This window comes from Paraburkholderia solitsugae (assembly GCF_013177695.1).
GTDB lineage: Bacteria > Pseudomonadota > Gammaproteobacteria > Burkholderiales > Burkholderiaceae > Paraburkholderia > Paraburkholderia solitsugae.
Genome location: NZ_WOEY01000004.1, coordinates 1 through 21,813, shown reverse-complemented (window position 1 = coordinate 21,813; position 21,813 = coordinate 1). Strand labels below are relative to the sequence as shown.

Here is a 21,813-nt window from a genome sequence, read left to right as displayed (position 1 = left end):
CAGCAGTTGCAGTGTGGTGTGTATCCGGTGCGGCAATGGCAGCAGGTTATGCGGAAGTGTGGAACCCGCCCGAGTCGACCGGGCATACGGTGAAGCACGCAAAGAAAACGAAGGGCGCGGGCAAGATCAAGTCTACCGCCGGCGCGAAGGGGCCGTCGAAGCACGCGGCGAAGGGACAACATGGCGCGCAGCGGGTCGCGTCGGCGTCGAAGAGCGGCGCCAAGCCGGCGGCGCATGGCAGCGTGAAGAAGGTCGCAGCTAAGAATGTTAGCCACAGCGGTGTGGTCAAGGGCGCGGGTAAGCCTAAGTCGAAGGCAGCCCTGGTGGTGCAGGGCAAAAAGCCCCACGCACAAATTGCTCAGGCGAAACGGGGTCAAGGCGGGATCATGCGCGCCAACCTGGTTCAAGGCCATACAGCGCCTGCCCACGTGGTCAAGGTGGCGGCGAAAACCGGCCCGGCCAAACCGGCTGTGGTCCACACGAACGCGCCTGCCAAGGCCGCAAACGTAACGGCGAGTCCTGCTGCGGACAGAACCGTTAATCCTGCAACCGCCAGCAGCGGCTCGATGCCGCCGATCCTCCACTGACCTCCGGTTCAGGCGGCGCGTTTGCGTTTGACCTTTGCACCCGGCGGACCCAAGGCAGTGCGGCCGAGTTCGACGATGCGCGCCGAGAGCTTTTCGAGGCGTGGCGACTGGACCTTCCAGGCATGCCAGTACAGTTCGACATCGGTGGGCTGCTTCGGCGCGAGGTCGACCAGTTCGCCGCGCTCGACGGCATCGCCGAATTCCAGTTCGGGCACCATGCCATAAGCTAGGCCCCGCTGGATCGCCATGTAACGTGGCACCGGCGCGGGCACGTAATGGCATGGATAAGCTTCCGGCGGCAGACCGAAGCGCGTATCGAGAAAGCGCGCCTGCAACGCGTCCTTGCGTGAGGAGAGGATCACTGGCGCGCGCCGCGCGCTTTCACGCGTCAATCCGTTCGGAAACCTTCGTTCGACGAACGCGGCCGACGCCACCAGCCGGTAGCGCATTGCGCCCAGCCGTTCGGCGAAACAGCCGCGCATCGGTGCGGGTTCGGTAGTGATGCAGCCGATTGCGAGGCCTGAGGCGAGCAGCGCGTGAGTGTGGTCCTGGTCGTCGACGGTTAGATCGAGCAGCACGTTTTCTTGCAGAAGGATCTCGGAGAGCGCAGGGAAAAACCAGGTGGATAACGTGTCCGCATTCACGGCGGCGGCGACGTTTAGCAACGCTTCATTGGCGCCCGCGAGATCGCTGGCGAAGTCGTCTTCGAGCAGGGCGGCGCGCCGCAGATATTGCAATAGACGCTGGCCCATCTGCGTCGCGCGGCACGGGCGCGTGCGCACGATCAGCGGATTGCCCAGGCGCGTTTCGAGCGCCCGCACTCGCTGCGATACCGCCGACGAGGTGATGTTCAGGCGCACGGCGGCCTGCTCGAAGCTGCCGGTTTCGATGACCGCGCGGACGGCGGCGGTTTGTCGGGGGTCGAGGTCCACTGATCTACTTTTAAATGAAATGGTTAGCTTTCCAGCTTAAGCGAAAGTCGGCGAACTTTATTCATGGTTTAGAGCGAGAAGTCGTTTCGTTATTGCGTTGCCAACCCACTCGTCATCAACCGCAACGTCTCAATCGACCGCTTATCCCTCACCCGCGAGTGCAAGGTCACACGCGATTCCGGCAGCGGCGGCAAACCTAAACGCGCGCCGACATCGACCAATCCACGCGGCGCCACTCTGCGCGCTAGCGGCGACACCGCCAGACCGGCTGCAACCGCGGCGCCGACCGCGGCCACACCGCCGCCAATGAACACTTCCTGCCATGCAACCCCCGCTTCGTTCAGCGTGTGCAGCGCAATCTCGCGCACATTGCACGGCGGACTCAGCAGCGCGAGCGCCAATGGCTCGCTGACGCGCGGCAGCCATTGCGGTGTAGCGAGCCAGCCAAGCGGCTCGCTGAACAGCACCTGCGCGTCGTCACGTGGTGGCTCGTCGGCACCATGGCGAATGATCACCGCGTCGAGGCGCCGTTCGTCGAATTGCGCGAGCAGCGCTGCGGACCTACCCAGATGCAACTCGACCACCAGACCCGGATCGTGTGCGTTAAGCCGCGCGAGTAGCTGCGGCAAGTTCGTTCCCGCAACATGCTCGCTCAACCCCAACGTGAGCCGCCGGCGCTCCAGCGACAGCGAACCCAGCGCCCGCTCATGCGCGCTCAGCAGATCGCGCGCCGCGCCAAGGAACGCGTTGCCGTCCGCTGAAAGACGCACGACGCGCGGCGTGCGCTCCACTAACTGCTTGCCGAGGTGCGCCTCCAGCCGCTTGAGCTTCAGGCTGACGGCCGATTGCGTGGTGTCGAGCGCGTCGGCAGCCCGCGTGAAGCTGTGCAGATCGGCGACCAGCACGAAGGCGCGCACCGCATCGAGATCGAGGACTTTCATTTTGGTTGAATATGGATGAAATAGCCGATGATGGCTGTTCATTATGACTGGGCGCGCCTAAGCTGTGTTTACCCAATCACTGCGACGAAGGAGTTTCACCATGCCGCTCACACGAATTGCATTGCGCGCCGGCAAGCCGGCGGAATACCGGAAGGCGCTGACGGACAGCATTCAGCGTTCGCTGGTTGATACGTGCAACGTGCCGAAAGACGACATCTTCATGCTGATCACCGAGCACGAAGCCGGCAATTTTGTGTATGACAAGCAGTATCTGAACATCGAACGCAGCGACGATCTCGTGGTGATTCAGATCACATTTAACAACACGCGCACGCTCGAGCAAAAGAAGGCGCTGTACAAGCGCATGGCGGATGAACTGGCAGAGTCGCCGGGACTGCGACGAGAGGATGTGTTCATCAATCTCGTCGAGGTGCTGAAGGAGAACTGGTCGTTCGGCAATGGGATCGCGCAGTACGCGGTTTGAGTGACGACGGAACGCGACAGCCCGCGCGCATTCGAGGCCGGCGGGCAAGCGCAGCGCCGCTCGGGCGGTCGCCGAAGCCCACGCCGCGCCACGTGCGCGGCAGTTAAGGGACGCCTGCGTCGCTATAATGGTTCGCTGTCCTTTTCTAACTCACCGACCCTTCTGCCGCCATGACATCCGACCGCACCGATCCGCCCCACGAGGCCCTCGAACTTGGCGGCTCCGTCTGGTTTCAGGCCGGTGCGCAAACGCTCGGCGGCGCGTCGCGAATCGCGCTGCTCGCGGCGATCGGCGAGACCGGCTCGATTACCAGCGCGGCGAAAGCCGTCGGCATGAGCTACAAAGGCGCGTGGGACGCTGTCGACACGATGAACAACCTCGCCGGCGAGCCGCTCGTCGTGCGCTCGACCGGTGGCAAAGGCGGTGGCGGCACGACACTCACGCCGCGGGCGGTGAAGCTGATCGATACGTTTCGGGCGGTCGAGCGCGAGCATCGGCGTTTCCTCGAACGCGCGGGCGCGGCGATCGAAGGCTTTGCGACGGATTGGGATCTGATCGGCCGCATCGGCGTGAAAACGAGCGCGCGCAATCAGCTTTATGGAACGGTGTCGGCGCTCACGCGCGGGACGGTCAACGATGAAGTGTCGCTGGCGCTGGCAGGCGGCCATACGATCGTCGCGGTCGTCACGCATGAAAGTACCGAAACCTTGGGGCTTGCAGTGGGGGCGGCGGCGTTCGCGTTGATCAAGGCGTCGTGGGTGGTGCTGCTCGTCGAGGACGAAAGTGGCGCGCCGCTGAAGCTCTCGGCGCGCAATCAGTTGCGCGGTACGGTGCAGAGCGTCAAGCGCGGGGCGGTCAACGCGGAGGTGTCGTTGGCGCTGGAAGGTGGCGCGGTGATTACCGCGGTCGTCACGAATCAAAGCGTCGATACACTCGGCCTTGTGGAAGGCGGGACCGCGGTCGCGGTATTCAAGGCGTCCAGCGTGATTCTTGGGGTGAAGGACTGAACACTTTACGGCTATCAGGCTGCGAGAGCTGGGGCTGTGAAGGTTCTGGAGGTTCTATGGGTTCTGAGATTCTGACGCTCTGAGAACCCTGAAGGCTCCGAAAGCGCGCGCTGACGTTATGGCACGCTGCGCTCGTACCCAGCAAACGGATGATTCTCGCGCACACACCCATCGCTGACCTGCACGACCTGATCGCCGAAGGCGGCAACATCGTCGGGATCGTGCGTGATCAACACCATCGGAATATCGAGCCGCGTTTGCAGGTCCGACAGCTCGCGCCGCAAGCGCTGACGCAGCGCGCTATCGAGTGCGGAAAACGGCTCGTCCAGCAACAGCAAGCGGGGTTGCGCGACCAGCGCCCGCGCCAGTGCCACGCGCTGCTTCTGTCCACCCGAAAGCTGCGCCGGATGATTACCTGCCACGCCTTTCAACTCGAGCGCATCGAGCCAGTAATCGACTTCCGGGTGCGAGATCCGCGCGCGCGGATTGAGCCAACCTTGCTGCAACCCGAAGCCGATGTTTTGCCGCACGTTCAGATGGGGAAACAGCGCGTAGTCCTGAAACAGATAGGCAATCTTGCGCGCTTGGGGTTTCTGATCGATGCAGCGCGCGCTATCGAATAAAGCATCGCCGTGCAGCGTAATCGCCCCTTCGTCGGGGCGTAGCAAGCCGGCGATGGCCAGTAGCGTCAAACTCTTGCCCGCTCCGGACGGCCCGAACAGCACGACGCGCTGCGTGATCGCCTTGAACGAAACGTCGAGCGTGAAACGGCGCTCAGCGCTCTCGAAGGTCTTGCGGATGTCAACGGCGAGCGGCATATCAGCGGGGCGTCAAAAGCGTGTGCTGCGGCACGAGACGGCCCGCGAGCAACAGGATCACGACACACGTCACCGAGGTCACGAGCACGAGGAAGTTGGCCGTGCTGTCGTCGCCGGCCTGCACGGCTGAATAGACCGCAACCGAAAGTGTCTGCGTGCGTCCCGGCAAGTTGCCCGCGATCATCAGCGTCGCGCCGAACTCACCGAGCGCTCGCGCAAACGCCAGTAATCCGCCGGCGAGAATGCCGCGGGAGGCGAGCGGCAGCGTCACGCGAAAGAAGAGGGCTGTCTCGCTGACGCCCAGCGTGCGTGCGGCCCGTTCGAGCTGCGGATCGACCGCTTCGAAAGCGGCGCGCGCCGACTTCAGCACGAGCGGAAACGCTACCACCGTCGAGGCGATCACCGCGCCCTGCCAAGTGAACACCAACTGGATATCGAAGCGGTCGAGCCACCCGCCGATCACGCCGCGTCGGCCGAGCAGCACGAGCAGGTAGTAGCCGAGCACGGTGGGCGGCATCACGAGGGGCAATGTGAGCAGCGAATCGATCAGATCGCGCGCGCCCGAGCGCCAGCGCGACAAACCGAAACCGGCCGCGACGCCGAACACCAGATTGAGCGCGGTGGCCCAGCCCGCCACCTTCAGTGACAGCAGGAGCGGAATCCAGGCCTGTCGCATGAGCGTGCCGTACCTAAGTTAATGCGCAGGCTTGAAACCGTACTTCGCGAGTACGGCCTGGCCGGCGGGCGAGAGCACGAAGTTCATGAAGGCCTGCGCGTCGGCCGCGTGACGGCTGCCTTCGACCTGCGCGATCGGGTAGGTGATCGGCGTTTGCGTCGGCACGTTCATCGCGACCTTGACCTTGTCCGGCATGACCGCGGCGTCGGTGCTGAACACGAAGCCGGCGTCGACTTCGCCACGCGACACGTAGTCCAGGCTCTGGCGTACGTTCGATGCCAGCACGGCCTTAGCGTTGACTGCGTCCCACACGCCCGCGGCTTGCAGCGCGCCTTGCGCATAGCGGCCAATCGGCACCGAGGCCGGATCACCGTAAGCCACTCGCTTCACATTCGCCGACGTCAGATCGTTCAGCGAGGTCGGCGCGAAATGGCTGTCAGCCGGCACAATCAGCACCAGCGAATTGGCGGCGAAGTCGCGGCGCGTGGCCGGAACGATCACTTTCTCCGCGGCCGCCTTGTCCATTGCTTTCTGATCGGCGGAGGCGAACACGTCGGCCGGCGCGCCTTTGGCGATTTGCTGCATCAGCACGTCGGACGCGCCGAAGTTCAGCAGGACCTTGGTGCCGGGATGCTGCTGTTCGAAGACCTCGCTCACCGCTTTGAACGCGTTGGTCAGGCTGGCGGCGGCGGAAACCACCAGTTCGTCGGCGTGTGCGTTGGCGCTGATGGCAACGGAGACGGCGCTGGCGACGAACAGCGCATGCTTCACAAGGCGGCGGGACAGTGTCATGAAGGTTTGGATGTCCAGCGTGGGCCGGAACAGGCGGGTTAAAACGCTATCGTAATATATGAAAGGTTATAACGGTACCCATGACGATTATTCAGTTGCGCGCATAGAGCGGCGCGCGGCTCGACGGGCTTCGCTTGCCGGATTGGCAACCGGTCGAGTGCGCTTCAGACGTCCGGGGAGTGCGGCGGCGTAAGCGTGTTGAGCGTCTGCGACAGCGGCGCCGTGGCGGGGCGGACGTCACGCACGGCCCTCCACTTGGCGCGGATGAACGGCCGCTCGTGACCGGACACCTTCAGCGCGATATGTGTGACCCAGCGTTGCGTCGGCACGTGCACGCCGTGCATCAGTACCGCGAGGACCATCAGACTCGCAGTGACGGGCCACGCCGACAACCGGCCCGGTTCGAGATTCCACGCCATGCGCACGAAGACCAGCGCCGCCAGCGCGCCGACCAGGCAGCCAGTGACGGCTTCAGACGGCGAATGAGCGCTCAGCACGACGCGCGACAAGCCGACCGCGATGCCCGCGGCCAAGCCCAGCACGACGCCAAGCAGACGAATTGCCGGACGCGCTGGCAGCAACATCAGGAACAGCGCGACCGGATAGACGGCGCTAGACAGCATGGCATGGCCGCTGACGCCGGTGAAATCCAGTTCGCGTATGCCGACGCCCCAGCCAAGGAAGGCCAGCTTGGTGACGGTCACAACGCCGATGGCCGCGCCAAGTAGCAACAACCAGCCCGCTGCCATGCGCCACGTGTAGCCGACCGCCAGCCAAAGCGCGATGGCGAACGCAAGCGGCAGCGTCATGCCGGCGCCGCCGAGGCTGGTGATCGAGTACCACAGATGGACAGGTAAATCGGGCATGGCAAAAACGCGACCCAGGCCGCGTAGAATCGGATTGGTAATGGTTTAACGCGCGAACGGCGTAAATCGCCGACGCCACAAAGGCGGTACCGAAATTATTTACCCGCCAGTATAGACGGGTGCTTCGGACCAGGCTTGCCAGGCGCCAGGCTTTTTGTGACGGGGCGTTGGCTGGCGAACAAGCTTTGCCATAGTTTGACGTTGGTGCTGCTGTAAGGTTCGCCGGGCGGAAAATTCGGTGCTCGACAGGGATTCCGGCCTCCAGCATCGCATGAGGATTGGTGTTATTGTGCATTGCACAACAAAGCGTCGTTCTATCGAGCGGCACCTGTCCCTTTTTGCGAGGTTACCCGCCGATGGCAAAAAGTCTATCGAAAATCTGGCTACGCGGTCTCAAGCGGCTGCTCGCCATTCAAACCGAGCACGCCCACACAACCACCAAGCGCGCCCCCACGCGGCCGGCACGCGTTGCGACCAGCAAGCCTTCGGCCAAGGCTCGTCCTATCAAGCCCGTGGCCGCGCTGCGCGTGCCCGTGAAACGCGAGGCGCCGCGCGCTGCCCCAAGGGAATCGCGGGTTCGTCCGCGTGCCTCGGCATGGGCGAGCGGTTCATGGACGCGCTCGTTCCATTCAGCGCCTGCTTCGCCTGGGCGGCTCGTCAACCACCTTCAGTACGGTTTGTACATCCCGTCCGGCCATGCAGGCGAGCCGATGCCGCTGGTGGTGATGCTGCACGGCTGCACTCAGTCGATTGACGAATTCGCGGAAGGCACGCGGATGAACGTGCTCGCGGACCGGTTCGGCTTCGCCGTGGTTTATCCGGAACAGTCGAAGCACGTGCATTCGCATCGCTGCTGGCATTGGTATGACGCTAGCGACAGCGCCGGTGGCGCTGAGGCGCGTGCGGTCGTCTCGCTGGTGGATTCGCTGGTTGCACAGCACGGCTTCGACAGCGAGCGCGTGTATGTCGCCGGAATCTCCGCGGGGGCCGGCCTGACGGCGCTTCTGGCCGCCAACTATCCGGAACATTTCGCGGCGGTCGCGCTGCACTCCGGCCCCGCTTTCGGCGAGGCCCGTTCCGGCATTACGGCGATGGACGTGATGCGGCGCGGCGCGCGCCGCGAGCCGGCCGAGCTCGTCGACGAGCTCGTCAATGTGGCTGAATACCCCGGCATGCCGGCCATGATCCTCCATGGTGACGCTGACCACGTGGTCGCGCCGGTCAACGCGGACCAGTTGGCGGAGCAGTTTCTCCGTCTGAACCGAATCGTCGACGAGAAAGGCGTGCGCAAATCCGGTGAAGTCAAGGAAGAGCGCAAGGGTGGCGTGGTGATGCGCGACTATTTGCGCGGCGGTCGGCGCGTGGTGCGGCTGTGCCGTGTGCAGGGGCTCGCGCACGCCTGGAGCGGCGGCGACGACGCTGTGCCGTTCCATTCCGCCAAAGGTCCGGACGCAAGCGCCATGGTGTGGGAATTCTTCAAACACCAGCGCCGCACGGGTGTCGGCCGTATCGCTGAAAGCACCGTGGCAGAAGCCTCGGCGGGCGCGCGGTGATTGTGGAGCAACACTTCGAAATGAGTAATGGCGTAATCCTAGGGTTTTCCCTATAATACGGGTTGTCCCTTAGGCATTAACGCCTGAACTCATTGTCGAGGTTGACCATGTATCTGCTTAGCCGCCTGTTTCTGTTCCTGACCAAATCGCCCGATCAACTCGCGAAAGAACGCGCTGACGCCTTCCTCGCAGAAGCAACCGATCTGTACGATCTGGAGTTCCGTATGCGCAAGCTGGACCGTGAGGCGACTACCCGCCAACCGTCGTGGATGAGCCAGCACTAAGCTGCGCGAGTTTGAAGCATCGGCGCGTAGTGAAGAACGCCGGTGTTTTGGGGGGCAGGCGCCCAAGTTGTGCAGGCCGAAAAGCAGCGACATCCAGGCTGCGTTGAACCCCAGTTGAACTGCCCATCAGATGATCGAGGCACTCAGACCGTCGCGTTCCCATACGTGACATGCGGCAATCGCCATCAATACATAAAGCACCGACCACGCCGGCGGAAGCACTCAGTTCGGTGAATTGAACGCGGGCCTTTGCAGCGCCACGTACCGGGCATCGGGCAGAAACCGGCCAGTCAGCGTTAAAGAAAGAAACACGAGCAGCGACGGCAAACGGCGCATCATTCAGTCTCCTCCAGACGTTCCTGATCAACATAACGTGAGTGGGCGCTTACTTGTCGAAACGCACAAGCGTACGCTGCCGCGCTTCGCGTATGGTCGACGGTCGGTGCGGGATAATCCTTGTCCAACTTCAAGCCGAATTCCGCGAGCCGTTCCGCATCCCGTCGATGCCACCTATCGCGTGCCGCGTCCGCAAAACAACACAGCACCCGCCCCTGTTTTGCAGGGTGCGGGCAGTGCTTGATGGCGCGGTTTTGCCGCGCGGCGCCAACTATTTATCAGCCAGCCGTTGAGATCGCGACTTACGCGACTTGCAAACGCACCGCGACGTTGTTGCGCGTGGCGTTCGAGTACGGGCAGACCTGGTGCGCTGCGTCGACCAGTTCCTTGGCGGCGTCTGCAGCGAGACCCGGCAACGAGACGCGCAGATCGATGTCCAGCGCGAAGCCACCGTTGTCGTTCGGGCCAATCCCCACTTCTGCCGTGACTTGCGTGTCAGCCGGCAAAGTCTGCTTGCTCTGGCCGGCGACGAACTTCATCGCGCTCAGGAAACACGCCGAGTAGCCGGCTGCAAACAGTTGCTCCGGGTTGGTGCCCGCTGCGCCGTTGCCGCCCAGTTCACGCGGTGCTGCCAGCTTCACGTCCAACGCATTGTCCGACGATACTGCACGGCCGTCACGGCCGCCGGTGCTGGTTGCGCTTGCCTTGTAGAGGATGTTCATTGTGCTGCTCCTATATCTGGGTTATCAGGATTTGCCTGCTTGCCGCTGCTTGCCCGCCTTTCTGGCGGAGCCCTATCGAAGCGGCATGTGACAAAGATAGTGTACAAATCATTTGTGTGCAAATGAAATTTTGTATCGTATCGATAGCGTGCTTTTTGAAGCAGGCCGGCTAGTGGTCCATGTAATCGTTGAGCGTGGTCCGCAGGCGCGTCAGATCGTCGCGCAGACGGAGCAGGAATTCCGGCGACTGCTGGGTCGCGCAGAAGATCTCTGCCGGCACTTCGCGTGCCTGGCGCTTCAGTGCGGTGCCCGCTTTGGTCAGCCGGATATAGACGAGCCGCTCATCTTCGACGCCGCGTACCCGTTCCAGGTAGCCCTGCGCTTCGAGACGTTTGAGCAGCGGCGTGACCGTTGCCGAGTCGAGATTCAGGCGCGCCGCCATATCTTTCACCGTGACGTCGTCGGCCTCCCAGAGCACCAGCATTGCCAGATATTGCGGATACGTGAGGCCGAGCTTGTCGAGCAAAGGCTTGTACGCTTTCGTCATCGCAAGCGAGGTCGAATAGAGTGCAAAGCAGAGTTGCTCGTCGAGCGTGAAGGGCAAAGTGGGGCGCTGGGTCATGATGCATCTCGTCTAAAAGGAGCGTGCAAATCGATTGCGCGCAAACCATTGTGCCCCAAGTCGACGCACATTGACGAGTGTGACGGAGGATTCGACGACGCGGTGAAGGCGGGCGGTGCGCTGAGGCGGGAGTGCGGAGGGCACTGAGGCGGGGAGGCGGAGGCCACCGGGGGGAACCGCGCGAGCGTCTAAAAAGCGCCCGCGCGTGAGCAGTAGTCTAGCCGGTGCTCAAGCCGCCGGCGTGGTCGGCAAATCCGGCGTTTCGGGCGTTTGCACGCCGAAGCAGCCGCGATAGGTCGCGTAGAACGAGCAATACAGCATGGTCGTGACGATCATCGTGGCGGGCATCAGGACCGCGAACGCAAAGTCGCCCGCGCCCAGCGCCTGCATCAGCGCGGTCAGGCCGAACGAGACCGTCGTCGCCACCGCGAACCACAAAGCGCCGAACACGATGAACGCACCGCGGTTGCGCCAGCAACTGACGACGCTGAAGAACATCGCCTTGACGGGCGGCACGTCGTGCCACGCGGTAAGAATCGGCGAGAACCAGAAAATCATCGCAACCGGAATGTAGAACGCGAACGCGGCGATCACCGCCAGCGGGATATTGCTGTTGGCGATCGCGTCCTGGTCCATCGTGGCCATGCCGAGCATGACCTTCAGCAGCATGCCGCCGTCGGCGAGTGCCGAGCCGGCCAGCACGAGCGCCATCGCGACCACGTACAGCACGCCCAGCACCAGCAGACGTTTGGCGACCCCGCGGCCGTACGAGTGAAAGCCGTCCACCAGAATGGTCGGGAACACCGGCTTGCCCGCGATCGTGTTGCGGCACGCCGCCATGAAACCCACCGCGACCCCCGGAATGAAGATCAGCGGCAGCACGCCGCCGATGACCGGAATCTGCGACGCCAGCGTCATGACCAGCAGATAGGTGAAGAACAGCGTCAGAAACGCGAGCGGGTTCTTGCGGAACAGCCAGATACCCTGCCGGAACCAGACATAGCCGGTTTTCGCGGGGACTTCGATCAGTTGCATGAGATATGAATGCCTGGAAGTGCAACGCCGGACAGGCGTTCGCGCAGAATGCGCTCGAAATGCCCGGGGTCGTGCGGTTTGAGCAGCTCGGCCGCGCGCGGCAAATGAAAATCATACAGGCGCGAGACCCAGAAGCGGTAAGCGCCCGCGCGCAGCATATCGCCCCAGTGGCGGTTTTTTTCTTCGGGGGACGGGCGCACGGGCTGGGAGGCGCGCAGCATGGCTTCGGTGCGCGCGTCGTCGAGCTTGCCGGTGGCGAGGTCGACGCACCAGTCGTTGACCGTGACCGCGACGTCGAACAGCCACTTGTCGCAGCCGGCGAAGTAGAAGTCGAAGAAACCACCCAGGCGCACCTCGTGGCCGGTTTCCGGCGCGGCATGCGCAAACAGCGCATTGTCGCGGAACAGGTCGGCGTGGCAGGGGCCCGCGGGCAGCGCGGCGTAATCCGCCGAAGCGAAGAAAGCCTCTTGATGCGCCAGTTCGGACGACAGCAAGTCGCGCTGCGCACCCGTGAGGAATGGCAGGATGGTCGGCACGGTTTCCTGCCACCACGGCAGGCTGCGCAGATTCGGCTGATAGCGCGGGTAATCGCGCCCCGCCAGATGCATGCGCGCGAGCATGTGCCCGACTTCGGCGCAATGTTCGACTTGCGGCGCTAGCTCCGGCGCGCCTTCGAGCTTGGTCACGATGGCGGTGGGCTTGCCATGCAGCGTGCCAAACAGCGCGCCGTCTTCGCGCGGCATGGGATCCGGCACCGGCACGCGGTGCGCGGCCAGATGCTGCATCAGATCGAGATAGAACGGCAGTTGTTCGGCCGTCAGCTTTTCGAAAATCGTGAGGACGTATTCGCCGCGCGTCGTCGTCAGAAAGAAGTTGCTGTTCTCAATACCGGACGGGATGCCGCGAAACTCGACGACTTCGCCGAGATCGTAATGACGCATCCATTCTGCTAGTTGGGGTTCGGTGACAGCGGTGAAGACAGCCATGCGGGAAACGTCGGATCAGGTTAGTCGGGCTGGGCGCGATGCGGCCAGTGCGAGGTATGGCAAATGCGTTGCAGAAAGCGCGATCAAGGTCAATCAGGGCAGCAAATCCGGGCCGCCAGTCCTGGCCACCCGTCAGGGCCGCAAAACGCTGCGACAATTCAACGCGGGATCGCCATGTTGCAGGCGGTGCTTAAAACGACCACGCAGGCTGAAAGCCCGAGGCGACGTCCGCGGGCCGCGTAGATCCAGGGGAGCGGCTCACGCCGCCCCGGTATGCATCAATAAGTCAGATTCACCGACGGCAAACGCGTGCTTGCGCGGCCGTTGTCGCGCACGGTGGGCGACGTGTCGAGCGGCGCGCTCATCTGATAGCGCGTGCCGAGATTCGAATGCACGTTGATTTCAACGGGCTTGCCTTTATCGCGATATTCGGTGATTTCGGTGCCGTTAGCGCTGCGTTCGTAGAAGCTTGGCGTGCGCGGGACGTTGATTTCGACCTTCGAGCTGACCTCGGCGGCCGGACGATTGATCTTCGCCAGGTCAGGCAGGCCGGCCCGTTCATTGGCAGACTGGGGCGCGTCGGCTGGCGGAGTCTCATCGACAGGCTGGGCAGCCAGCGCGGCGTTGCCAAAGGCGAGGGCCAGTGCAACGGCGACGGGAAGGAGCTGCTTCATGGTGATTCTCCAATATGGTGCCCCGATTCTAGCAAATCCAGCCTTGCCTACGGGCGCAGTCGCCTTATTTTGCGCCGCTTTCGCGCGACGTGCGCGCAATCTTGCGACCGCAATTGCGGCGGTTGTGGTAGGCGCCGCGCGGTCATTTGGCGATCACGGGTTCCGTGGTAATGTCATCTCATCAATCGAGGTGAATGAAGATGAACAACGATACCAATCAACGCGCGGTGCAGACTCCCGCCAACAGCTTCCCAACCGAATCCTTCGACGACGCGACCGAGGCCGTCACGCGTTTGTCGGCGATCTACGAAGCGAACACCTCGTTCCTGCGCGACGCCTTCGCGCGCTACCGCCGCAACGAATTGTTCGAGCGCCGGGTGCGCGCCTGTTACCCGTTCGTCCGGGTGCGCACCGAAGTCAACACGCATATCGATTCGCGCCGCTCGTACGGCTTTGTCGCGGGTCCGGGCGTGTTCGAAACCACGGTCACGCGGCCGGATCTGTTTGGCGACTACTATCGCGAGCAGTTGCGCCTGCTGGCCAAGAACCATCACGTGCAGATCGAAGTCGGGGTGTCCGATCAGCCGATTCCGATTCACTTCGCATTTGCTGAGGGCATTCACCTCGAGGGCGATCTGGATCGCGAGCGCCTGTTTCTGATGCGCGACGTGTTCGACACGCCGGACCTCGCGTTGCTCGACGACCGCATCGTCAACGGCACGTATGAACCGCCGCCGGGCGAGCCGCATCCGTTGGCGCTGTTCACGGCGGCGCGGGTGGATTTTTCGCTGCATCGGCTGAAGCACTACACGGCGACCTCGCCCACGCATTGCCAGAACTACGTCCTGTACACGAACTACCAGTTCTATATCGACGAGTTCGTCAAACTCGGCCGCACGATGATGGCCCGTACCGACGACGAAGAACTGCGCGCCTATCGCAGCGAATACACGTCGTTCGTCGAACCGGGCGACGTGATCACGTACAACGAAAATCTCGGTGAGCAGGCGCAGGAAGGCACGGCGCCGCCGCGTCTGCCGCAGATGCCTGCGTATCACCTGAAGCGGGCCGACGGCAGCGGCATCACGATGGTCAACATCGGTGTCGGGCCGTCGAACGCGAAGACGATTACCGATCACATCGCCGTGCTGCGTCCGCATGCGTGGATCATGCTGGGCCACTGCGCGGGGCTGCGTAACACGCAGCGCCTGGGCGATTACGTGCTGGCGCACGGCTATGTGCGCGAAGATCACGTGCTCGACGACGACTTGCCGCTGTGGGTGCCGATTCCAGCACTTGCCGAAGTACAGGTGGCGTTGGAACGCGCGGTCGCGCAGGTCACGCAACTGGATGGCGTCGAGTTGAAGCGCGTGATGCGCACGGGCACGGTGGCGAGTGTGGATAACCGCAACTGGGAGCTGCGCGATCATCGTGAGCCGGTGCAGCGGTTGTCGCAAAGCCGCGCGGTCGCGCTCGACATGGAAAGCGCGACGATCGCTGCTAACGGGTTCCGCTTCCGTGTGCCTTACGGTACCTTGCTATGCGTGTCGGACAAGCCCTTGCATGGCGAATTGAAACTGCCTGGCATGGCGGATCAGTTCTATCGCGCGCAAGTCGATCAGCATCTGCAGATCGGCGTGAAGGCGATGGAGTTGTTGCGGATGAACGGGCTGCATCGTTTGCATAGCCGCAAGTTGCGCAGCTTTGCGGAAGTGGCGTTTCAGTAAGCGCTTATGGTTGCGGGCGAGCGTTGTTTGCGCTCGCCCGCAAGCCTGACCTCTGGTTTAGAACTGCCCAAACCCCGTCAGCCCGATCAAGCTTCCAGCCGCGAGTAGCCACAGCGGATGAATTCTTGTCTTCAACGCCAGCACGGCGGTAAAGGCGCAGATTGCCCATGCAATCGCGGTCGGGTTCGACGCTTCGGCGATCAGGGCCGCGCTTGCCGCGACGATGCCGGCGGTCACCGGCACCAACCCCATTTGCGCGTAACGCCGCCACGGACGGTCCTTGAACCGGTCCCACGCATGCAGCGCAAGAATCGTCACGAGCGAAGACGGTCCGAACTTCGCAACTGAAGTCACCAGCATCCCCGCCCAACCCGCCACGTGCCAGCCGACCAGCGTCACGATCATCAGGTTCGGCCCCGGCGCCGCTTGCGCGAGCGCGAACAGCGCGCTGAATTCGCTGGCCGGCATCCAGTGGTGCACATCCACCACCTGACGCTGCATCTCGGGAAGAATCGTATTGCCGCCACCGAACGCCAGCAGCGAAAGCTGACTGAAAATAATGGCAAGAGAAATGAGCGTGTCGTTCATCGTGTGGCCCTCGACGCGATGTAGATACTGAGCGGCGTGAGCACCAGCATCGTAGGCAGAAGCGGCAGGCGCATGATCGCGATCGCGATGAAGCCGAGCGCCGCGATGAGTGCAGCCATGGGTTTATTCCGCAATGGCAGCAGGATTTTCACGGCCATCGAGATCAGCAGGCCGGACGCCGCGGCCGCGAGACCGGCAAACAGATGGCGAACGTGCGGGTTGTTTTGCGTGTGTTCGTACAGCACGCCAAGGCCGATCACGACCAGCGAAGGCCCCGCGATCAGCCCGAGCAAACCGGCTAGCGCACCCGGCACGCCGCGAAAGCGCATCCCGATCGCCACCGAAAGATTGATCACGTTGCCGCCCGGCAAGAATTGGCACAAGCCCAGCAAGTCGGTGAATTCCGCGCCGGTCAGCCAGCGCCTTTGGTCGACCACGGCGCGCCGCGCCAGCGGCAGTGCGCCGCCGAACGAGATCAGCCCGAGGCCGAGAAAGCCGCCAAAAATTTCCCGCAATGTGGGTACGGGCGTCAGTGCGGCGTCGGTTGAGGTGAGATTGTGATCCATATCGCCAAGCTTCCAGTTCAAGCTCTGGAGGTTAGCGCCGATCCGGCTCTGGGCAAAACGATTTTTGAGCGCGCCTTTGTGATCTAGAATCACAAGCATGGCTCGTAATCTTCCTCCTTTTCCGGCGCTGCGTGCCTTCGAAGCCGCCGCACGGCATGAAAGCTTCACCGCCGCGGCGAACGAATTGCATGTGACGCACGGTGCAATTAGCCGGCAAGTCGCGGCTTTTGAGACGTGGCTCGGCGTGCAGGTGTTCCATCGCCGCGGCAAGCGCGTGCGTCTGACCGACGACGGGCGCCGCTATCTGGCCACCGTGCAGGCCGCGTTCGACAGCATCGCGCTGGCCACGGACCAACTGCGCGATACCGGCGTCGTTCATGTGCTGCGGGTGAATGCGCTGCCGACCTTTGCGATGAAATGGCTGCTGCCGCGGCTTCATCAGTTCCAGCGCAAGGTGCCGAATGTGGAGCTGCGCTTATCGACTTCAAACGCACCGGTCGAAACACTGGACAGCTTCGACGTCGCGGTGCGGCGCGGGCCGGCGCATTGGCCGAACTGCGTGAGCGGCCATTTTCTTGGCGAAAGCGAGATTCCGGTCTGCAGTCCCGCGCTCCTGCAACGCTCGCCGATCAAGGTGGCCGACGATCTCTCCAAGCACGTGCTGCTGCATTCGGACACGCGGCCCGATGCGTGGGGCAACTGGTTATCGGCCGCAGGCGTCACGGCGAAATGCCGGAAGAAGCAGTCGTTCGATCACTTCTATCTGGCCTTGCAGGCTGCGGTGGATGGCCTCGGCGTCGCGCTCGGTCCGTTGCCCTTGCTGGCGGACGAGCTGGCATCGGGACGGCTCATCGTGCCGTTGGCCGGCCCGCGCATTGATGCGCGCGGCTATTGGTGGGTAGCGAGGCGGGAGGTCGCGCAGGCGCCGCTCGTGGCGCAATTCTGCGAATGGCTGCAAGCGCAGGGTGATCAGACTGATGTTGTGGAAGCGAGCGACCTGGAGGCCGCCCGCTAGAACTCGCGCGCGTTGCTCAATGCATATGGAAATCGCACGCTTATTTGGCGCACTTACTTCGCGCACGGGGCGCGAAGTTCCAGCATCACAGATAGAACATCCGGTCGTCATCCGATTTGGCCGGATGCGGCTCAACTTCTTCACGGTCTTCGTAGAACTTCAGCACCGCTTCGAGCACCTGATCCGGGTCGTCGATCACCTGCATCAAGTCCATATCCGTCGGATTGATCAGGCCCATCGGCGTGAGCGAGTTCTTGAACCACGCAAGCAGGCCTTCCCAGAACTCGCCGCCCACCAGAATGATCGGCACGTGGCGCGACTTCTTGGTCTGAATCAGCGTGAGGACTTCGGCGAGTTCATCCAGCGTGCCGAAGCCGCCCGGCATGACGATCACCGCATCCGAGTTCTTCACGAACGTGACCTTGCGCGTGAAGAAATGGCGGAAGCGCAGCGAGATGTCCTGCCATTGATTGCCTGATTGCTCGTGAGGCAGTTCGATGTTCAGGCCGACCGAAGGGGCCTTGCCCGCATGAGCGCCCTTATTGGCCGCTTCCATGATGCCGGGGCCGCCGCCCGAGATGACCGCGAAGCCTGCGTCCGACAGCTTGCGTGCGATCTGCGTGGCGAGTTTGTAATACGGCGAGTTCGGTTTCAGGCGCGCTGAGCCATAGATGCTGACAGCCGGACGAATCTCCGAGAGGTACTCGGTCGCCTCGATAAACTCTGCCATAATCGTGAACATCTGCCACGATGCGCGGGCCTTCTTAGCCGTTGCGCGCTCTTGATCTGCGAGTGATCGCAGACTCGGAATCACTTTTCTCTTAGTCATAATGCCTGAAGAACGAAGCCTTGAAGGTAAGACCCTGCTATTGGTCGACGGTTCGAGTTATCTGTACCGGGCCTACCATGCGATGCCTGATCTGCGCGGGCCCGAAGGTGGTCCAACGGGTGCGCTCTACGGAATGATCAACATGCTGCGGCGCATGCGCAAGGAAGTCACAGCAGAGTATAGCGCCTGCGTGTTCGACGCCAAGGGCAAAACGTTCCGCGACGACTGGTATGCTGACTATAAGGCGAATCGCCCGTCGATGCCGGACGATCTCTCGCGTCAGATCGAGCCGATTCACGTCGCCGTGCGCGCGCTCGGCTGGCCGCTCTTGATGATCGAAGGCGTCGAAGCTGACGACGTGATCGGCACGCTCAGCACCGAAGCGGAAAAGCGCGGCATGAATGTGATCGTGTCGACTGGGGACAAGGATCTGGCGCAGCTCGTGTCGGATCATGTCACCCTCATCAATACGATGACTAACGAGAAGCTCGACCGCGCCGGCGTGATCGCCAAATTCGGCGTGCCACCGGAGCGCATCATCGACTACCTGTCGTTGATCGGCGATACCGTCGACAACGTGCCCGGCGTCGAAAAATGCGGGCCGAAAACGGCGATCAAATGGCTGACGCAGTACGAAACCCTCGATGGCATCGTCGCACATGCAGATGAGATCAAAGGTGCGGTAGGAGACAATCTGCGACGTGCGCTCGATTTTCTGCCGACGGCGAAGAAACTCGTCACCGTCGAGCGCCAATGCGATCTGACTGGCCATATCGTCTCGATCGAAGAAAGCCTGCAAAGCCGGCCCGAATCGCGCGAGGAACTGCGCGACGTGTTCACGCGCAACGGTTTCAAGACCTGGCTGCGCGAAGTGGAAAGCGCGGAAGCGGTGGAGGGGCCGGAGACCGATGTGCCGCCGGCGCTCACCGTGGATCACGAACGTCACTACGACACCGTGCAGAGCTGGGAACAGTTCGACACCTGGCTTGAGAAAATCAACGCCGCCGAGTTGACTGCGTTCGATACCGAAACCACCTCACTCGACCCGATGACCGCGCAAATCGTGGGCCTGTCGTTGTCGGTCGAACCCGGCTATGCCGCTTATGTGCCGCTCGCGCATCGCGGTCCGGACGCACCCGTGCAACTGCCGCGCGACGAAGTCCTCGCGAAGCTCAAGCCTTGGCTGGAGAGCGCTGAGCATAAGAAGGTCGGCCAGCACATGAAGTACGACGAACAGGTGCTGGCGAACTACGGCATCGAAATGCGCGGCGTCGAACACGACACGTTGCTGGAATCGTACGTGCTCGAATCGCACCGTACGCACGACATGGACAGCCTCGCGCTGCGCCATCTCGGCATCAAGACGATCAAGTACGAAGAGGTCGCGGGCAAGGGCGCGTCGCAAATCGGCTTCGACGAAGTCGCGCTGGAAACGGCCGCGGAATACGCGGCGGAAGACGCCGACATCACCTTGCGTCTGCATCAGGCCTTGTATCCGCAAGTGGCCGCGGAGAAGACGCTCGACTACGTGTATCGCGACATCGAAGTGCCGACCTCGCGCGTCTTGCGCAAGATGGAGCGCACCGGCGTGCTGATCGACGCGGAAAAGCTGCGCGCGCAAAGCAGCGAAATCGCCACGCGTCTGATTCAACTGGAAAGCGAAGCGTACGTGCTGGCCGGTGGTGAATTCAATCTCGGTTCGCCGAAGCAGATTGGTCAGATCTTCTTTGAGAAGCTCGAATTGCCGGTGGTCAAGAAGACCCCGAGCGGCGCGCCGTCCACTGACGAAGAAGTGCTGCAAAAGCTTGCCGAAGACTATCCGCTGCCGAAAATCCTGCTCGAACACCGTGGCTTGTCGAAGCTGAAATCGACCTATACGGACAAGCTGCCGCGCATGGTCAACGCTCAAACCGGCCGTGTGCATACGAACTATGCCCAGGCGGTGGCGGTCACGGGGCGCCTCGCGTCGAACGATCCGAACCTGCAGAACATTCCCGTGCGCACCACCGAAGGCCGCCGCATTCGCGAGGCGTTTATCGCCCCGCCGGGCCACAAGCTTGTCTCTGCCGACTACTCGCAGATCGAGCTGCGCATCATGGCGCACATTTCCGGCGACGAATCCCTGCTGCGTGCGTTTTCGCAAGGCGAAGACATTCACCGTGCCACGGCCGCGGAAATTTTCAGCGTGACGCCGCTCGAAGTGTCAAACGATCAGCGGCGCGTAGCGAAGGTCATCAACTTTGGCCTGATCTACGGCATGAGCGCATTCGGTCTTGCCGCGAACCTCGGCATTACGCGCGACGCGGCCAAGCTGTATATCGACCGCTATTTCGCGCGCTATCCGGGCGTCGCGCGATATATGGACGAAACGCGTCTGAGCGCGAAGGCCAAGGGCTACGTGGAAACGGCGTTCGGCCGCCGCCTGTGGCTGCCGGAGATCAACGGTGGCAATGGTCCGCGCCGTCAGGCAGCCGAGCGCGCGGCCATTAACGCGCCGATGCAAGGCACGGCGGCCGACCTGATCAAGCTGTCGATGATCGCGGTGCAGAAGTGGATCGAAGAGTCGAAGGTCGGTACGCGCATGATCATGCAGGTGCACGACGAACTGATTCTCGAAGTGCCGGACGCAGAATTGTCCGAGGTACGTAAGCGCTTGCCGGAACTGATGTGCGGTGTCGCCGCGCTGAAAGTGCCGCTGGTCGCTGAAGTGGGCGCCGGCCTGAACTGGGAAGAAGCGCATTGACGTGCATGTGACGGAGCGTTTGATAGTCGATAACGTCGTGCGCATGTCACATATGCGTATTGATAGCTTGTGACAACCCGTGCCGCTCGCGGACAATCGCCAGAACAGACGGCGCGCGTTTGATGTTTCACGCGCGCCGTCGCGACGCATAACCCATCGGCAAACACGGAGAGTTCAATGCATCGTTTTATCGTCGTTGGCGGGGGCGCGGGGGGGCTGGAACTGGCGACACGCTTAGGCGACCGCTATTCGCCCCACAAGAACAAAGGCGGTGTGCACGCGCAAGTGACGCTTGTCGACCGTAATCCAACCCATATCTGGAAGCCGCTGCTGCATGAAGTGGCCGCCGGCAGCATGGACCCGTTCACCCAGGAACTCGAATACGCGGCGCAAGCGCGCTGGCACGGCTTTGAGTTTCAGCAGGGCGATCTGACCGGTCTGGACCGGGCGAACAAGCGTCTCACGCTCGGTAAGGTACTCGACGACGATGGCGCAGAACTGTTGCCCGAACGCCAACTCGAATACGACACGCTGATCATCGCGATCGGCAGCACCACGGCGTTCTTCGGCGTGAAGGGCGCGTCTGAGTTTTCTCTCGCGCTCGATACGGTCAGCCAGGCGGAGCGTTTCCGCAAACGGCTGATCGCGGCGTGTATGCGCGCGGAGCATCAGGTGCATGAGCCTGTCGAATCGGCCTCGAGCACGTCGCCTTCCTCTGAGCCGCGCATCCAGGTGGCGATCGTCGGCGGCGGCGCGACGGGCGTCGAACTCTCGGCTGAGTTGCGCAATACGGCCCAGGTGCTGTCCGCGTATGGCTTGCATAAGCTCGATCCGCGGCACGACGTCGGCATCGTGCTGATCGAGGCGGGGCCGCGCATTTTGCCGGCCTTGCAGGAGCGCGTGTCGACGGCCACCGCCGAATTGCTCACCAAGCTCGGCGTGAAGCTGATGATCGGCGAGACAGTGGCCGAGGTCGCGCCCGGCATGATCCGCACGGCCAGCGGTAAAACCGTGCGCGCCGATCTGACGG

At 62.6% G+C, this 21,813-nt stretch carries 24 protein-coding genes; 9 read left to right on the top strand and 15 right to left on the bottom strand.

Translation table 11 applies throughout. The annotated features are described in order from the left end of the window. The first annotated feature begins 35 nt into the window (after window positions 1-35). On the top strand, window positions 36-587 hold the full coding sequence (locus GNZ12_RS00710) for a hypothetical protein (protein WP_235993500.1): 552 nt from the start codon (window positions 36-38) through the stop codon (window positions 585-587). 8 nt (window positions 588-595) lie between these two features. On the opposite strand, the gene GNZ12_RS00705 is transcribed toward GNZ12_RS00710, so the two are convergent. Further along, entirely contained in the window at window positions 596-1,519 is a 924-nt protein-coding gene (locus GNZ12_RS00705) for an HTH-type transcriptional regulator ArgP (RefSeq protein ID WP_172308548.1), read from the bottom strand. An 89-nt stretch (window positions 1,520-1,608) separates the two neighbouring features. Continuing rightward, entirely contained in the window at window positions 1,609-2,460 is an 852-nt protein-coding gene (locus GNZ12_RS00700; RefSeq protein ID WP_172308547.1) for a LysR family transcriptional regulator, read from the bottom strand. Between the two features lie 100 nt (window positions 2,461-2,560). Between GNZ12_RS00700 and GNZ12_RS00695 the strand changes: the two genes are divergently transcribed. Further along, window positions 2,561-2,944 (top strand): tautomerase family protein, encoded by a 384-nt coding sequence (locus tag GNZ12_RS00695; RefSeq protein WP_074288990.1) that lies wholly within the window; start codon window positions 2,561-2,563, stop codon window positions 2,942-2,944. Between the two features lie 170 nt (window positions 2,945-3,114). After that, window positions 3,115-3,951, top strand: a complete 837-nt coding sequence (locus GNZ12_RS00690) for a TOBE domain-containing protein (RefSeq protein ID WP_172308546.1) — start codon at window positions 3,115-3,117, stop codon at window positions 3,949-3,951. 116 nt (window positions 3,952-4,067) lie between these two features. On the opposite strand, the gene GNZ12_RS00685 is transcribed toward GNZ12_RS00690, so the two are convergent. The 4 genes from GNZ12_RS00685 to GNZ12_RS00670 form a co-directional block, all read right to left on the bottom strand. Further along, window positions 4,068-4,769 (bottom strand): sulfate/molybdate ABC transporter ATP-binding protein, encoded by a 702-nt coding sequence (locus GNZ12_RS00685; protein ID WP_172308545.1) that lies wholly within the window; start codon window positions 4,767-4,769, stop codon window positions 4,068-4,070. A 1-nt stretch (window position 4,770) separates the two neighbouring features. Further along, window positions 4,771-5,445 carry a molybdate ABC transporter permease subunit gene (gene modB / locus GNZ12_RS00680; RefSeq protein WP_172308544.1) on the bottom strand — a complete coding sequence of 225 codons (675 nt, stop codon included), beginning with the start codon at window positions 5,443-5,445 and terminating at the stop codon, window positions 4,771-4,773. Window positions 5,446-5,463: 18 nt separating this feature from the next. Next, the gene (gene modA, locus GNZ12_RS00675) at window positions 5,464-6,237 is read right to left on the bottom strand and encodes a molybdate ABC transporter substrate-binding protein (RefSeq protein ID WP_172308543.1); all 774 of its coding nucleotides are present in this window, start codon (window positions 6,235-6,237) and stop codon (window positions 5,464-5,466) included. 164 nt (window positions 6,238-6,401) lie between these two features. Further along, window positions 6,402-7,103, bottom strand: a complete 702-nt coding sequence (locus tag GNZ12_RS00670; RefSeq protein ID WP_172308542.1) for a phosphatase PAP2 family protein — start codon at window positions 7,101-7,103, stop codon at window positions 6,402-6,404. 356 nt (window positions 7,104-7,459) lie between these two features. Here GNZ12_RS00670 and GNZ12_RS00665 point away from each other — a divergent pair, with 356 nt between their 5' ends. Continuing rightward, the gene (locus GNZ12_RS00665; RefSeq protein ID WP_172308541.1) at window positions 7,460-8,656 is read left to right on the top strand and encodes an extracellular catalytic domain type 1 short-chain-length polyhydroxyalkanoate depolymerase; all 1,197 of its coding nucleotides are present in this window, start codon (window positions 7,460-7,462) and stop codon (window positions 8,654-8,656) included. A gap of 107 nt (window positions 8,657-8,763) precedes the next feature. Beyond that, window positions 8,764-8,940, top strand: a complete 177-nt coding sequence (locus GNZ12_RS00660; protein ID WP_120306126.1) for a DUF3563 family protein — start codon at window positions 8,764-8,766, stop codon at window positions 8,938-8,940. A gap of 126 nt (window positions 8,941-9,066) precedes the next feature. Here the strand turns inward: GNZ12_RS00660 and GNZ12_RS45460 are convergent, their stop codons facing one another. The 6 genes from GNZ12_RS45460 to GNZ12_RS00630 form a co-directional block, all read right to left on the bottom strand. After that, window positions 9,067-9,162 (bottom strand): TspO/MBR family protein, encoded by a 96-nt coding sequence (locus tag GNZ12_RS45460; RefSeq protein WP_407947671.1) that lies wholly within the window; start codon window positions 9,160-9,162, stop codon window positions 9,067-9,069. 416 nt (window positions 9,163-9,578) lie between these two features. Further along, window positions 9,579-9,998, bottom strand: coding sequence for an organic hydroperoxide resistance protein (locus GNZ12_RS00650; RefSeq protein WP_172308540.1), 420 nt, complete (start codon window positions 9,996-9,998; stop codon window positions 9,579-9,581). Between the two features lie 169 nt (window positions 9,999-10,167). Next, a complete protein-coding gene (locus GNZ12_RS00645) occupies window positions 10,168-10,620 on the bottom strand; it encodes a MarR family winged helix-turn-helix transcriptional regulator (protein ID WP_172308539.1) in 453 nt (150 codons plus the stop codon). 228 nt (window positions 10,621-10,848) lie between these two features. Further along, window positions 10,849-11,655 (bottom strand): BPSS1780 family membrane protein, encoded by an 807-nt coding sequence (locus GNZ12_RS00640; protein WP_172308538.1) that lies wholly within the window; start codon window positions 11,653-11,655, stop codon window positions 10,849-10,851. Continuing rightward, window positions 11,646-12,641, bottom strand: coding sequence for a homoserine kinase (locus GNZ12_RS00635; RefSeq protein ID WP_172308537.1), 996 nt, complete (start codon window positions 12,639-12,641; stop codon window positions 11,646-11,648). The genes GNZ12_RS00640 and GNZ12_RS00635 overlap by 10 nt, the downstream gene beginning before the upstream one ends. 278 nt (window positions 12,642-12,919) lie before the next feature. Further along, on the bottom strand, window positions 12,920-13,315 hold the full coding sequence (locus GNZ12_RS00630; protein ID WP_172308536.1) for a hypothetical protein: 396 nt from the start codon (window positions 13,313-13,315) through the stop codon (window positions 12,920-12,922). Window positions 13,316-13,515: 200 nt separating this feature from the next. Between GNZ12_RS00630 and GNZ12_RS00625 the strand changes: the two genes are divergently transcribed. Beyond that, window positions 13,516-15,042 carry an AMP nucleosidase gene (locus tag GNZ12_RS00625; RefSeq protein ID WP_074290130.1) on the top strand — a complete coding sequence of 509 codons (1,527 nt, stop codon included), beginning with the start codon at window positions 13,516-13,518 and terminating at the stop codon, window positions 15,040-15,042. Between the two features lie 57 nt (window positions 15,043-15,099). On the opposite strand, the gene GNZ12_RS00620 is transcribed toward GNZ12_RS00625, so the two are convergent. Then, window positions 15,100-15,630, bottom strand: a complete 531-nt coding sequence (locus tag GNZ12_RS00620) for a chromate transporter (RefSeq protein WP_159004483.1) — start codon at window positions 15,628-15,630, stop codon at window positions 15,100-15,102. Then, the gene (locus GNZ12_RS00615; RefSeq protein WP_172308580.1) at window positions 15,627-16,196 is read right to left on the bottom strand and encodes a chromate transporter; all 570 of its coding nucleotides are present in this window, start codon (window positions 16,194-16,196) and stop codon (window positions 15,627-15,629) included. Before GNZ12_RS00615 ends, GNZ12_RS00620 begins: the two co-directional genes overlap by 4 nt. Before the next feature lie 97 nt (window positions 16,197-16,293). On the opposite strand from GNZ12_RS00615, the gene GNZ12_RS00610 reads away from it, so the two are divergent. After that, window positions 16,294-17,211: a transcriptional regulator GcvA gene (locus GNZ12_RS00610; RefSeq protein ID WP_172308535.1), complete on the top strand. Its 918-nt coding sequence runs from the start codon at window positions 16,294-16,296 to the stop codon at window positions 17,209-17,211. Window positions 17,212-17,296: 85 nt separating this feature from the next. Here the strand turns inward: GNZ12_RS00610 and GNZ12_RS00605 are convergent, their stop codons facing one another. After that, on the bottom strand, window positions 17,297-18,040 hold the full coding sequence (locus GNZ12_RS00605) for an LOG family protein (protein WP_074288973.1): 744 nt from the start codon (window positions 18,038-18,040) through the stop codon (window positions 17,297-17,299). Window position 18,041: 1 nt separating this feature from the next. Between GNZ12_RS00605 and polA the strand changes: the two genes are divergently transcribed. Beyond that, entirely contained in the window at window positions 18,042-20,783 is a 2,742-nt protein-coding gene (polA, locus tag GNZ12_RS00600) for a DNA polymerase I (protein ID WP_172308534.1), read from the top strand. Window positions 20,784-20,960: 177 nt separating this feature from the next. Then, window positions 20,961-21,813 (top strand): NAD(P)/FAD-dependent oxidoreductase (locus tag GNZ12_RS00595; RefSeq protein WP_172308533.1); only part of this gene is annotated, 853 nt, incomplete at its 3' end.